A 14,371-nucleotide genomic window follows, 5' to 3' on the forward strand; every position below is an offset into this window, starting at 1 on the left:
CCCACTTCAATTGTTAAAATGCCCAATTACCTTTTCTGAAAATCGGTTCTGTAGTGCCATCTGCCAGAATTCCGTCAATATCCATTTCCTCGCTGCCGATCATGAAATCTTCATGTGTGATCGATGTATTAATGCCCAATGCTTCCAGTTGGCCCTTTTCAAGTTCCTTGCCACCTTCATAGCACGTCGGATAAGCTTCTCCTATTGCTAAATGGTTAGAGGCATTTTCATCGAATAATGTGTTGTAATATAAAATATTTGATGAAGAGATAGGTGATTCATGCGGTACTAATGCCACTTCTCCTAAATATGAAGACCCTTCATCAGAAGCAACCAGCTGCTGTAATAAGTCCTGACCTACTTTTGCCTCAACATTAACGATTTTACCTTTTTCAAAAGTCAGCTTGAAATCATCAATAATATTACCTTTATAAACGAGCGGCTTCGTATTTGATACGTATCCGTTTACACCATATTTTGCAGGTAACGTAAAGACCTCTTCTGTCGGCATATTCGCGATGAATGTTGTACCATCTGGTGCCTCGCTGCTTCCGCTCTTCCACAAATGTTTGTCCGGAAGTTCAATCGTCAAGTCTGTACCAGGTGCCGTGTAATGAAGCTTCGCATACTTTTTCTTATTCAGCATATCTGCACGTGCATGTAAGTTTTCAATATGAGTTTGCCAGTTTGCCACCGCATCCCCTTCACCAATACGCACTGTTTTGAAAATAGCATCCCATAATGCCGGAACCTGCTCTTGTTCCGGTAAATCAGGGAATACTTTTGCCGCCCATTTCGGCGAAGGAACAGCAATAATTGACCATGCAATATCATCATTCATAACAGCTTTACGGTAATTAACTAATGCTGAACCGGCTGCTTTTTGCTGTGCCCCGATTTTTTCTGAATCAATACCTGCCAGTAAATCAGGGTTTTCTGCATCGATCCAAAGTAGTGCACCTTTACGTTCAATTAATTCTTCACGTTGTGCGACAACCCATTTCGGGAAATTAGCTGTTTCTTCTACCGTTACATTTTCAAAATAAGCACGCTCAAAGCTGGCATCAGTTAAGTTTACATGAACACGGCTTGCGCCTGCTTCATATGCTTTTTTAACGACAATACGTGTAAAGTCCAGCGTATCCGTAGATGTGTTAATTAATAAATATTGTCCTTTTTGAATATTTACTCCGATTCGAACGGCTAAATCTGCAAATTGCTCTAACTTTTCTTGGAATGTCATGAATTATTTCTCCTTTTTCTTACTGAAAGTCATGCCTTTTTTATTGGATTTTGCTTGATACTGCTTTTTCTCTGTTGCTTTATTCGCTGCAGGTGCCGCTTTCGATGATACTGTTTTTGCATTCCCCTCGACAAGTTGTCCTTGTGTCCATACTTTTTGAACACCTTTTAAGGAAAGATCGCGCAACCATTTTTTGAAAGTCTTTTCGTCTTTGTACGATAGTAATGTCAGTACTTCTCCGTCAGCACCGGCACGTCCTGTACGCCCTGAACGGTGTGTATACTGCTCGATTGTTCTTGGTACATCAACATGAATAACATGTGTTAAACCTGAAATATCTAAACCTCGTGCTGCAATATCCGTCGCGATTAAAATGCGTGCTTCCCCTTTTCGGAATGCATCCAGCGCTTTTTTACGCTCATCTTTTTTCATATCCGAATGAAGTGCTACAATCGGCGCATCTCGGTATTCCAGCTTGTTCTGTTTCATTAGTACTTGGTCGATGTTATTAACAAAGGCTAATCCGCGCAATCCTTCAATATTGGCTAATCGACGAAGCATATCAGTTTTGTCACGCTCTTCTACTTTTACAAAAGAGTGGACAACTTTACCGAACTTCACCATATCTTCCGGCTTGATTTCGATGCTGATTGGCTCGAACATTAAGCGCTCTGCAACAAGCTTGATCTCCTCAGTAATCGTTGCCGAAACAACAACGACTTGACGACCGAATGCAGCATTTTCGATAAACGATTTTACGACAACACGGTACTCGCGGCTAAGAAGCTGATCGCATTCATCCAAAACGATTGTTTCGATTTCTTTAAGTTTTAATTTACCTTGGCGAGCTAATTCATTTAAGCGTCCTGGTGTTCCGACAACAATTGTTGGCTTCTTCTTTAACTTTTCGATTTGGCGTGCCGAGTTCGCACCGCCGATTAATTGCTGAACAGTGATGTCTGTTCCTGCTGTCCAGTCACGGATTACTTCGACGATCTGCATCGCAAGCTCCTGTGAAGGTGCAACGATCAATGCCTGAGTTTGTTTCTTTTTACCGTCTACTTTATTTAAAATCGGTAATGTGTAGGCTAACGTTTTCCCAGATCCTGTCGGTGATTCTGCTACGATATCTTTGCCCTCAACCATCGCAGGAATCATTTCCTCTTGTATTTTCATTGTCGTTTCAAACGACCATTTATTTTGAAGTGTTTCGTTTAATAAGCTAATTGCTGACATATTGTTTTACCACCTTTTATTCGTTGGCTTTAGTGTACCATATTCCATTATTAATGCGAAAATTTGGCGGGATATCGGTAAGTGTTTTACAGCGAAAAAAGGAGGCGATGTGTCAAATGAAGAATGGAGCGTGGAAGCTGGAGGATTTTCTAATAAATTCGGAAATCATCTAATAAATTTGAATTTGTTCTAATAAAATGGCGATCTTCTAATATATGCGTCCGTTGTGCTAATATCGGTTCGCTTTGTTCTAATATCAACTTGCCTTTTTCTAATAAAGCTCGGACATTTTCTAATATCCCGTATCATTGTTCTAATAAAATTCAAACCGGATGCTTTTCCGTACGATTTGAACTCAAAAACCCGCCCCTAAAATTCAGGTATTAACCGAAGTTCTAATAACCTCACTATTTCTTCTAATATTCCCCTCATTTCTTCTAATAACTCTCTCCATTGTTCTAATAAAAAACCCGCAATAAAAAAGCATGCCGGAAACCAAATTCCAGCACGCCTAGTTTCTACACTCTTTCAATAATTAAAGCAATTCCTTGTCCGCCACCTATACAAAGACTGGCAACCGCATACTTCCCGTTGCGTCGTTGCAGTTCATATGCAGCGGATAAGATAATTCTTGTTCCACTTGCACCGACCGGGTGACCGAGGGCAATTGCACCACCGTTTACATTCGTTTTCTCACGGTCCAGACCAAGTTCCTTCTCCACCGCAATATACTGGGCTGCAAATGCTTCATTAATTTCAACTAAATCCATGTCTTCAATTGTTAAATTCGCACGCTCCAATGCTTGACGAATTGCCGGAGCCGGGCCGATTCCCATAATCGTAGGATCTACACCCGCTATTCCCCATGAGACAATGCGGGCTAACGGCTTTAACCCTTGTTCATTTACAAAATTTTCACTAGCGACAACGACAGATGCTGCCCCGTCATTAATTCCCGAAGCGTTCGCAGCAGTAACCGAGCCGTCCTTTTTAAATGCAGGGCGTAACTTTGCCAAGCTTTCCATTGTTCCGCCTTCTTTAATATGTTCATCCTGATCTATTAAAATCTCGCCTTTTCTCGTAGCTACAGCAACCGGCACAATCTCTTTTGCAAAAGTGCCATTCTCACGCGCTTTTGCGGCCCGTTCATTTGATAGTATTGCAAATGCATCTTGTTCCTCACGGGAAATCGTATATTGTTCAGCAAGTTTTTCTGCCGTCATGCCCATTCCTGATCCAGTATACTGATCAGTTAATGTCGCTTGAAGCATGTCGGTAAACTCCAGGTTACCTAGTTTTGAACCGCTGAAGCGTTGTTCGAAATTCGAATATGGTGATTGGGACATATTTTCCGCTCCCCCAGCGAGTACAACATCCCCTTCACCTAGCTGAATCATCTGAGCCGCCGATACGACCGATTGCATACCCGATCCGCAAAGACGATTTAACGTTAGTGCCGGCACTTCCTTTGGCACCCCTGCATAAAGGCCGATATGACGGGCTAAATATGCCGAGTTCGCACCAGTTGTAATTACACCCCCGTAAATAACATGGTCGACTTGCTCAGGCTGTACGTTTGCCCGTTTTAACGCTTCCACTGCTGTTTTTGTGCCAAGCTGTACTGCATCTGTTGTTGCAAAAGATCCTCCAAAAGCTGTAAATGCTGTACGAGCCCCGTCTACGATATATACGTTTTTCATTAATTCCATCCCCTTTGAAAGTACTATTTTATAATTTGTTTTGCGATAATCCCCTTCATGATTTCGGTCGTTCCTGCGTAAATTGCTGCTACTGGAATATCACGATATCGTCTTGCGATTTCATATTCCTCCATATAACCGTAACCACCGTGAAGCTGCAGACAATCCGATACAACACGCTTGGCCATTTCACTGATCCACCATTTGGCCATCGATACTTCCTTCACGATATCTTGTCCTGCAATATGTTTGGCAATTAAACTATCGACATATGTACGGCCAAGGTCAATTTCAGTTGCCATTTCCGCTAACTTAAATTGAGTATTTTGGAAATCGGCGATGCGGCTGCCGAATGCTTTTCGTTCTTTTACATAGTCTACTGTCAGGTTTAAACAGCATTCTGCCTCAATTTGTGTTTCGATAGCGACAATAAGACGTTCCTGCTGCAGTTTTTCCATTAAATAATAGAAGCCGCGGTTTTCTTCCCCTAATAAGTTTTCGGCCGGTACACGTGCATCTTCAAAAATAAGCTCTCCTGTATCTGCACTGTGCATCCCGATTTTATCGAGTTTTTTCCCGCGCTTGAAACCAGGTGTCCCACTTTCCACAATAAGTAGACTAACTCCTTTATATGCCGGACTTGCCTGCGGATCTGTTTTACAAACGACAACAATATAATCTGCATGAATGCCATTCGTAATAAATGTTTTTTCACCGTTTAAAATATAATAATCCCCATCTTTTTTCGCTGTCGTCTGAATGCCTGCGAGATCAGAGCCTGCACCGGGTTCCGTCATAGCAATAGCCGAAATATATTCGCCTGTAACGCTTTTAGGAAGCCATTTTTCCTTTTGTGCAGCAGTCCCATATGCTTCAATATAAGGTGTCACAATATCGGAATGAAGCGATATCCCACTTGCTAACCCTGCACCAACACGCTCAAGTTCCTCCGTTAATATAGCAGAATAGCCAAAATCGAGCGCAAGCCCCCCATATTCTTCACTGACCATTGGACATAAAAAGCCATTCTCCCCGAGCTTCAGCCAAAAATCCCGTGGAATATCGCGATCTTTTTCCCATTGCTCGAAATAAGGATACGCCTCTTTATCCAGCATTTTTCGTAAAGCTTTTCTGAACATCTCATGCTCTTCAGTATAAATGCCCATTTCCCCGCCCCTTTGTTTTTTCTGAATATTGGTACATTTCAATTTTAACAGGCACAAAATATGGAAACAATGTTTTTATAAGAAATATTATTGCACTATACAGAAATTCTAGTAAAAACCAAAAAAAGAGTTGCCAGAATTATTCATGACAACTCTCGGTATTAACTATTGTTTAAAAGTAAAATAGCTTTCCTTGTATGGCCATTTACTTGTTCTAACGCAACTTTTACTCGTTCATATTTTTCATTTGTTTTTAGCATGACAATTGCCGGCTTAACAGCAAATTTCGTTTTTTCAAGTACTTCTTCTGCTTCTTCATATTTGCAGTCCGTCGCATCGATGACAATTCTTTTAGCCCGCTCTATTAATTTTTTATTGCTCGCATGTACATCGACCATTAAGTTTTCGTACGCTTTGCCTAATTGCACCATTGACGCCGTACTGATCATATTTAAAATCATTTTATGAGATGTAGCTGCTTTTAATCGGGTTGATCCTGTTAATATTTCAGGACCTACGACGACTTCAATCGCATCTTCCGCATAGCGGCTTACTTCAGAATTAATATTGCTTGTCAAACTTACCGTGTAAGCACCGACAGATTGCGCGTAATCTAAAGCACCCATCACAAACGGTGTAGTACCACTTGCCGTAATACCGATAACGGAATCGAACCGCGTTATGTTCTTTTCCTTTAATTTATTTCTTCCATCTTCCAAACGATCTTCAGCATTTTCAACTGCCTGGAAAAATGCATCCTTTCCGCCTGCCATGATTGTTTGTACTAGCTCCGGATCAGTCATAAAAGTAGGGGGACATTCAGATGCATCAAGCATTCCTAAACGACCACTAGTTCCCGCTCCGATATAAAAAAGGCGGCCTCCGTTATTTATATTTTCAACCACTCTTTTAATTACTTTCTCAATGGTAGGTAAAACTTGTTCAACACTTTTCACAACTTGCATATCTTGTTTATTCATGATTTGAAGTATGTCCGAGATAGGCATTACATCCAAATTCATTGTTTCATTATTTCGTTTTTCAGTCGTTAATTGATCGTAATTCATGTTATCTCACCTTCCAATAGACGCCATGTTTGTTGAATCGTTTGTTTAACTGGATCACTTACTTCAACTTTACTTTCATGTAACGCTAATAAATAAGCTCCTACTGTCCCCGAAATTGTTGGCTTTAATGCAATTAAATCAGGAAATCGCGACGAAAAACGTACGGTAAACTCTTCATAAAATTTATTATTCGAAAATAATCCACCGTGTAATACAACCGGCTTTTTCCGATCAATTCGTGAATAGGCACTATCAATAAGTTCCATCAAAGCTTCTTGAACTGCACTAACGATGGATTGTGCTAATAGGTCTTCCTCAAGAGCATCTAGCACGATCCTGCTTACAGAAGAAATAGCTGTTACGGGATTCAGGTTCCCATAAATTTTTGTAATGAGCTGGTCAGGTGAATGTACATTAAAATTGGTCAATATCTCTTCCTGAAAAGGTTTTAAAGGCACTTTTTCATCATGCGCTTTTAATACGGAACGAATGGCAAGCTTCCCTAAATGATAGCCGCTTCCTTCGTCACCTAATAAATAGCCCCAGCCACCAACACGAAATGTTTTTTGCCGCTCATAACCGAATATAATCGCTCCGGTTCCAGCAATAAGTAAGGCACCTTCTCTGCCCCAAGTTCCCGCTGCCAATGCGGCATGAATATCACTCTGGATTTTAAGTTTTTCCAGAACTGGTGATTGCTTAAACGTATCATAAATTTTCTGTTGTTCAGCTTGTCGATCTGCCCCTGCCATTGCAGCAAATACCATTTCCACATCTGTTAATGCTGACCCTGTCTTTATTAACAACTGGTCGATTAATTCATTTATAAGTGTGTACAACTGCTCTGTTGAAATTGCTGTTAAATTACCGGAACTTCCTTTGGCTACTGCAAGTAAATGTCCACTTTCATCCCCAATTACAGCAGTTGTTTTCGTGCCGCCGCCATCTATACCAATCCATAGTTTTCCTGACATATGCTCACCTTATCTATTCATTTTCAAGTGCAACTAAGTTATGCACGATTCGTCGAAACCGTTGAATTTCACAACTACGTCCAAAATGAACGCGATTTGTTAACAAAATAACTGCTAATTGCTTCTCATCCGATATCCAAATTGAAGTGCCAGTAAAACCGGTATGCCCAAAACCTCCCCTTAAAAATTGGCCGGAAAATGAAGGTGAAGAATACAGTTGCCATCCTAATCCACGCTGTTCCTCATGCTTGTTAGTAAAGCTTTGCTTTGCCAATTGTTTCGTATGCTCGTGAAAAATAGAGTCGGTACCTTTCATAAACGATTGAGCAAACTTTGCCAAGTCTTCTGCAGTCGAAAATAACCCGGCGTGCCCGCTTACCCCGCCAAAATGCAGTGCATTTTCATCATGTACTTCACCCCATTGATGTTTCTTTAAATAGGTACGGTATTCAGTTGCAGCAATTTTCCCCTGTAACTGGTCAGACGGATTAAATACGGTATTGTTCATACGAAGCCGCTGAAATATATTTTTATCGGCATAGTCTGCTAATGAAATTCCGGTAACCTTTTCTATTAGTTTTCCTAATAAAATATAGTTTACATCACTATAAATCACCTGCTGCTCAACGCTTTCCCGTCCTGTTTCCTGTGCTATCCGCTCAATAACATCAGTGTAAGCTATCCCTTCTTTATAAAACTTGATTTCAGCCTGAAAGCCGCTCGTATGTGTTAATAAATGACGAATCCTAACTTCTTCATGCATCAACTTGAGCTCCGGAAAGTAGTAGCTAATGGAATCATCTAAATCCATAAAACCTTGCTCAAGCAATAATAAAATCGAGCTTGCCGTTGCTGTTACTTTCGTTAATGAAGCACAATCAAACATCGTCTGTTCCGTCATTGGAATTTGCGGTTCTGTATGGGCCATGCCAAATGCTTTACAGTAAAGGAGATCTTTTGCATTTGCCACAGCCAATACCGCACCTGGCAGTTCTTTGTTATAGATCGCTGTTTCTATAAACTCTTCTACTCGTGAAAAAGACATGATCCCCCTCCTATTTGATTGCACCTTCTGTCATACCTTTTACGATATGGCGTTGGAAAATCGAATAGAAAACGATTACCGGAATAACTGCAATACATAATCCCGCAAATAGTACACCCCATGCACTATCATATTGCGCGTCTATTTTCAGTAAATTCATCGCAACACCTAACGTATTTTTACTTTCGGTTTGCAGTAAAATTAACGCCATGAAAAATTCGTTCCAATAAGAAATGGCATTCAGAATCGTCACTGTCATAATCCCAGACTTGATGAGTGGTGTCACAATTTTAAATAGAATTCCATATGGACTCATACCATCAACGACCGCTGCTTCTTCCAGCTCTTTTGGAATATTTCCTATGAACCCAACGAGAATGAAAATCGTAAACGGCACATGCGAAATAGCATAAACAAGAGATAACGCCCACAAGTTATCTAGTAAATTAAACTTCATTAGTAAGAAAAATAGTGGAATCCAACCTAAAACGGATGGAATCATCATTGACGCCAAATAAACATTCACTAGCACCTCACCAAATTTTGAACGAACACGCTCCAATGCATAAGCTGTTGGAATCGATAATATGAGTGTTAAAAAAGAGCCAAGTACTGTTACAAAAAAACTGTTTAAAAATGCTCGCCCGATATTGTAGTCATTCCATGCGCGTTCAAAATTTGTAAAACTAAAATCAGTCGGCATTGACCAAGGTGACGTGAAGATTTCTGCATTCGATTTAAACGCACCCATAAACATCCATATTAGTGGGAAAATAACGATAAACGCCCATAGGATTAACGGGATACGTACTAAAATTTGTGAAACTACTTTCATCTAAATTCCCCCCGTTAATATTCGACTTTTTCTTTTTTTAGTATAAATTGGGAAATGAGAACTGTAATGAGCGAGACGACAAGGATTAGAACACCAATCGCTGCACCATAGCCAAATTGGAAGTCTTCAAACGCGCGCTGGTATAAATACGAACCCATTACTTCTGAAGCACTACCCGGTCCACCACCTGTCATTACTTGCACAAGTACAAACGAACCGTTAAGAGATGTAATAATGATATAAAGGATTGATGTCTTTATTTGTGGCCAAACGAGCGGAACCGTAATATGCCAAAATTGCTGCCACTCGGATGCACCATCAATATCTGCAGCTTCATATAAACTCTTCGGCACATTCGAAATACCACCCATAATAAGAAGCATAAATAATCCAATCCCTGCCCAAATTGCGGGAATCGCTATACTAGGCAGTACCCATGTTTTATCCCCTAACCAAGGGCGGGCCCATTCTGTCAATCCGACCTGATTTAATAAGCTGTTTACAATCCCCATGTTCGGATCATAAATAAACTGCCATAAAATACCGATAACTACTACGGACATAATATTAGGAAAGAAAAATACAATCCGGTAAAATGGCGCTTCTTTGATTTTTAACTGCGTTAATGCCACCGCAAAAAATAGAGCAAGTGTCATAATCCCAATTACTTTTACAAATACGAAGAAAAAGTCATTTATAATCGCCTTTTTAATAATGGAATCGTTCCATAGGCGAATATAATTATCTAAGCCGATAAATGTTTTGTTTGCACTTGTTCCTGACCATTCAAAAAATGAGTAATACAACCCGCCTAACATAGGATAAACAGTAAAAATTAAAAAGAGCAGAAAAGTTGGCAGTAAACAAAATGCTAAAAACAAATATTTGCTTTTGGAAGAAAAGGTCATTGTCATTACTCCTTTCTCTATTGATTAAATAAGGTTGCTAAAAAGCTTTTAGCAACCTCAATTTCCTCTGCTTATTTTCTTAGTTCCTCTGCTTTTTTCACCATCTTATCGACGAATTCTTCAGCAGTAATTTCACCAAGTAAGATATCAATGATTAATAATTTAATTTCATTTGTAATTTCAACCGCAATTTTTTGCATTTCAGCATCTGGTGTATAACGTTTATACGTATGAACCGCACCTGGATTGTTGATCATTTCATTAATATTTTTCAAGAAATCCTGAACATTTGTATTCGAAGACAAATCAACGTCTTTCATGTTCATTATCGCACCTGTTGATTCAGCAAATGCCTGTGCATATTCTTCCGTAAAGATGAATTCTAAAAATGCTTTTGCAGCTTCCGGATTTTTTGCTTTTTCGGCAATTGCAATTGTACGAATATCCGGTACAAGCGCTAATGGTTGACCTGGATCATTCATCGGTGTTGGTGTGAAGCCAAATTCAAAACTGTCCGGTGTATCATTTTTCATTTCATTAGGTAACCAGAAACCTACTGGAATATAAGCATTTTTATGCATTAAGAAGTTCATTTGAGATTGCGTATGATTGTAAGCCGCAAAACCGCTATCAATTACGCCAGCCTTAGCAATTTTTTCTACCTTCTTCAATACTTCAAGCGTTTCAGGTTTTTTCCAAGCCTCAATTACACCATTGTTTAAGTCATTTAATAACTCTTCACCGCCTGCTGCAGCAAATGCAGGATTCAATACGCCACGGTGGAAGTATTGTGTATGTTGACCTGTCGTTACAAACGGTGCAATTTTTGTATCAGCTTTAATTTTTTCCATAGAGCTGATCCAGCTATCAAAGTCTGTTGGGACTTCCCATCCATTTTCTTCAAACCACTTCGTGTCATACCAAGTTCCCCAAGTATCGAATACTAATGGTAAACTATAAATTTTTCCGCCATCTACTTCTTCTGCAGGCGAGATGAAGCTATCTAATAGTGGTGTACCATTTTCAAGTTTAATCCCTTTTGCAAATTCACTAATATCCATTAACTGACCTTCAGCGATCATTTGTGTTTCACTAGCTCCTGCACCATCGATATATACAACATCAGGTGGTGTTTCCGAAATCCAGCGTGTGTTCATTTCTGTATTAATATTTGGACCTGCATGTTCCACAATTTCTAAATCCGGGTGCTGTTTTTGGAAGTCCCCTATAACTTGCTTCCACCATCCATCACCATATCCTCCGACAAAATATTGAATTTCCAGTGTCCCTGACAAACCATCCCCTGTACTTTCTGTAGAAGTATTATCCGATGGAGTCGTTGATTGTTCTGTACTGCTGTTTCCTTCTGTCTCGCTGTTTGATTCCTCGTCATTCGTACACGCAACGAGCAATAACATTAAACTCATTAATGCTACTAAAAACCAAGTCTGCTTTCTCTTTTTGATAACAAACATACATTACACCCCTTCATTTTCATTATGTTAACTATATGAATATAGTCAGCACCAATATTAACGAGAGAAACCCTTAATTACCTCGAGTGTGCGATTTAACGCAATAATCGATTTATCATAGTTTAATGTGGCAATTCCTGTATATAAAATATCAATTAGTGTCAGTTGGGCGATGCGTGATGCGGTTGCCGAGCTACGAATATCCGCTTCATTAGAAACAACGTATAGAGCATAGTCAGCAAAGCTTTGTATTGTATTTCGCTTATTTTGAGTCATTGTAATAATCGTTGATTGATTATCTTTTGCAACTGTAAGCGCATTAATAATTTCCTTCGTTTCACCTGAGTACGAGATTGCGAATACAACATCTTCGCTCGTTGCATGTGTTGCGGCAATAAGCTGCCCATGACTATCGAAAATCGTTTCGCAGTTCTTATTGATCCGCTTTAATTTGTGTTCAAAATCCTGTGCAACGATTGCTGAAGCCCCGATGCCAATAAAGATAATCTTTCTCGCATTATTAATTTGATGGATAATCTTTTCCAATTCCCTTTCACCATTAATCATTAGCGTTTTTTTGATTGCATCGATATTGTGCATTTCAATCGTCTGTATCATTTGGAGTATCGTTGAATCTTTTTCTAATTCAAAGTTGTGGTTGTGTGGAATTTCCAGAGTAGGTGCTGAAGCAATACTTAGTTTTAAATCTTTGAAACCCGAGAAGTTTAATGCCCTGCACATTCTCACAATTGTTGCTTCGCTTGTTTTAGCTTTTTCAGCCAGCACAGCAATAGGCATGCGAATGACATCATCTAAATGACTTAATATATATAAAGCCACATTTCTTTCAGCAGGTTTAAGCAATTCCATCCCCGAACGTATTCTTTCAATACTATTTTCCAAGTTTATTACCTACCCTCAAGCAAAATGTTGTAAAACTTCCTTTTTTAAGTAAAATATATGAAATTTAACTTCATAATAAAACCTATATTGCTAGTCGTCAATATTTTTATTTAAATTTTCTGAAAATATATGGAAATAAATGTTTTATTTTATCGATAAATTGACTATTGCTATAATAGTGTAGAAATTCAATTATATGGTGGTGAACCTTTATGAAATATGCAATTTTGAGCGACTTACATTCGCATTATAAAAATACAAAAAAGGTATTAAATCATATACAGCAAGTAGCGCCCAATGCAGAGATTATTGGATTAGGAGATTTGTTTGAGTGTAAAATCGGCAAGAAAAAGGCAAAAATGATTCGGCATGCAAAGCTAAAGGATGCAGCGATAGTTGATGAAAGGTTTATGAGCCTCTTAACATTTCCTTCAATTATCGGGAATCAGGAAGAACGTATTGCCCTTGTAACAGGGGATGAGCGCTTTCTTCAATATGAAAATGCGCTTGTAATTGAGCATGCCACTTTAATTCATGGGCATCAAATAGAGTGGGATAAAACATTCAATCCTACCTTCCCGAACATTGAAACGCCATTGCTGTTCTTTGGACATAGTCATGAAGCTGCAATCTATAAAGATGGGCTACGCCATTCTGTTCCTTACGATATCCCACTGGCTGTCGGAAAAAAACAATACCAGATTAATGTCGGTCCTGTCGTCGACAATAAAGAATGGTGTTTGTATGACAGCGAGGAAATGACGGTTACATTTATGCAAGCTCAATAGGAAAAGGCTGCCCTGGAGAAAATCAGGACAGCCTTTTTTAATCTATCAATTTAATGGACTATAAAACATCCGGCAGCTCGGAATCCATGCCGAACTTTTGGCGGAAACCGCATTTTTTACACAGTTCTTCAATAGCTTCACGGCGAGAAAACCCATCTACTAAGTTTTGTGCACGATCTGTCGTAATAATATCGCCGAACTTCTGGTCGTGGACATTTCCTAAATTAATGACACCCTCGCCATCTAAACAGCATGGAACAACAGAACCATCTACTAAAATCGCTGCATGTGTACGCAATGCATGACAGAATCCTTTGCCTTCATCCGCTTTTTCAAGCAGGCTAGGCCAGCGGAATTCATGATCTTGGTTTAAATAAATGTTTTTTGCAATTTTTACTCCTGAGCCCATTTCCACCCGCTCTTGAATTTCATAGTCCAGCTCATACTCTTTTTCCAGAATTTCAAGTGTTTCGCGGTTTCTGCGGTTTGCAAGCTCCGAAACATTATTGCGCTGCAAATTCCATAGACGGTAGGAAATAATGACATTATGTTTTCGTACATCCCGTACAAACTCCAAAATATCACCTAAGTACTTTTCGCGGTTTTCAGAACCTTCATGTCCATCAAAACTATGAAGCGAAAAGTTTATTTGTCTTAGTGCAGGCTTGCCCAGCAGCTTTTCACGGTTCTTTTTAATTAATGTTCCATTTGTCGTAATATTAACTTTAAAGCCTTTTTCATGTGCAATATCGAGTAACTGCCCGATGCGCGGATGCAATAAAGGCTCCCCTTTTACATGTAGGTAAATATATTTTGTATAGCCGCTAATTTCATCTAAAATATGAGCAAATTGCTCTACCTTTATTAATCCTTTTGCTCGCTCTGTAGGTGGACAAAAGCTGCATGCTAAATTACATACACTTGTAATTTCGATATACACTTTCTTAAAAGTTTTCAACGCTCGTTCACCATTCCTTTTTTTCATCCTAAACAATACTACTCATTGTAACAAATTTCTTATGTAAAAAGGA

13 protein-coding genes are annotated in these 14,371 nt (G+C 39.3%); 1 reads left to right on the forward strand and 12 read right to left on the reverse strand.

Features of this window, described 5'->3' with window-relative positions:
- Positions 1–13: 13 nt before the first annotated feature.
- The 11 genes from B5473_RS03365 to B5473_RS03415 form a co-directional block, all read right to left on the reverse strand.
- Positions 14–1,243: an aminopeptidase gene (locus tag B5473_RS03365; protein WP_079523657.1), complete on the reverse strand. Its 1,230-nt coding sequence runs from the start codon at positions 1,241–1,243 to the stop codon at positions 14–16.
- A gap of 3 nt (positions 1,244–1,246) precedes the next feature.
- Positions 1,247–2,479 carry a DEAD/DEAH box helicase gene (locus B5473_RS03370; RefSeq protein WP_079523658.1) on the reverse strand — a complete coding sequence of 411 codons (1,233 nt, stop codon included), beginning with the start codon at positions 2,477–2,479 and terminating at the stop codon, positions 1,247–1,249.
- A 518-nt stretch (positions 2,480–2,997) separates the two neighbouring features.
- Positions 2,998–4,179, reverse strand: a complete 1,182-nt coding sequence (locus B5473_RS03375) for an acetyl-CoA C-acetyltransferase (RefSeq protein ID WP_079523659.1) — start codon at positions 4,177–4,179, stop codon at positions 2,998–3,000.
- A 23-nt stretch (positions 4,180–4,202) separates the two neighbouring features.
- The gene (locus B5473_RS03380) at positions 4,203–5,345 is read right to left on the reverse strand and encodes an acyl-CoA dehydrogenase family protein (RefSeq protein ID WP_079523660.1); all 1,143 of its coding nucleotides are present in this window, start codon (positions 5,343–5,345) and stop codon (positions 4,203–4,205) included.
- Between the two features lie 161 nt (positions 5,346–5,506).
- Positions 5,507–6,412, reverse strand: a complete 906-nt coding sequence (murQ, locus tag B5473_RS03385; protein WP_079523661.1) for an N-acetylmuramic acid 6-phosphate etherase — start codon at positions 6,410–6,412, stop codon at positions 5,507–5,509.
- Complete coding sequence (locus B5473_RS03390) at positions 6,409–7,386, reverse strand: BadF/BadG/BcrA/BcrD ATPase family protein (protein ID WP_079523662.1); 978 nt, start codon at positions 7,384–7,386, stop codon at positions 6,409–6,411. The genes murQ and B5473_RS03390 overlap by 4 nt, the downstream gene beginning before the upstream one ends.
- 13 nt (positions 7,387–7,399) lie before the next feature.
- Positions 7,400–8,431 carry a serine hydrolase domain-containing protein gene (locus B5473_RS03395; protein ID WP_079523663.1) on the reverse strand — a complete coding sequence of 344 codons (1,032 nt, stop codon included), beginning with the start codon at positions 8,429–8,431 and terminating at the stop codon, positions 7,400–7,402.
- 10 nt (positions 8,432–8,441) lie between these two features.
- Positions 8,442–9,266 (reverse strand): carbohydrate ABC transporter permease, encoded by an 825-nt coding sequence (locus B5473_RS03400; protein ID WP_079523664.1) that lies wholly within the window; start codon positions 9,264–9,266, stop codon positions 8,442–8,444.
- Between the two features lie 14 nt (positions 9,267–9,280).
- Complete coding sequence (locus B5473_RS03405) at positions 9,281–10,174, reverse strand: carbohydrate ABC transporter permease (protein ID WP_079523665.1); 894 nt, start codon at positions 10,172–10,174, stop codon at positions 9,281–9,283.
- Positions 10,175–10,245: 71 nt separating this feature from the next.
- Positions 10,246–11,649, reverse strand: a complete 1,404-nt coding sequence (locus B5473_RS03410) for an extracellular solute-binding protein (protein ID WP_079523666.1) — start codon at positions 11,647–11,649, stop codon at positions 10,246–10,248.
- Positions 11,650–11,706: 57 nt separating this feature from the next.
- On the reverse strand, positions 11,707–12,552 hold the full coding sequence (locus tag B5473_RS03415; protein WP_079523667.1) for a MurR/RpiR family transcriptional regulator: 846 nt from the start codon (positions 12,550–12,552) through the stop codon (positions 11,707–11,709).
- 212 nt (positions 12,553–12,764) lie between these two features.
- Here B5473_RS03415 and B5473_RS03420 point away from each other — a divergent pair, with 212 nt between their 5' ends.
- Positions 12,765–13,340, forward strand: coding sequence for a metallophosphoesterase family protein (locus tag B5473_RS03420; RefSeq protein ID WP_079523668.1), 576 nt, complete (start codon positions 12,765–12,767; stop codon positions 13,338–13,340).
- Between the two features lie 58 nt (positions 13,341–13,398).
- Here the strand turns inward: B5473_RS03420 and B5473_RS03425 are convergent, their stop codons facing one another.
- Positions 13,399–14,298 carry a radical SAM/SPASM domain-containing protein gene (locus B5473_RS03425; protein WP_079523669.1) on the reverse strand — a complete coding sequence of 300 codons (900 nt, stop codon included), beginning with the start codon at positions 14,296–14,298 and terminating at the stop codon, positions 13,399–13,401.
- Between the last annotated feature and the right edge of the window lie 73 nt (positions 14,299–14,371).

Origin of the sequence: Solibacillus isronensis, assembly GCF_900168685.1 — a bacterium.
In the GTDB taxonomy this organism is placed as follows: domain Bacteria; phylum Bacillota; class Bacilli; order Bacillales_A; family Planococcaceae; genus Solibacillus; species Solibacillus isronensis_A.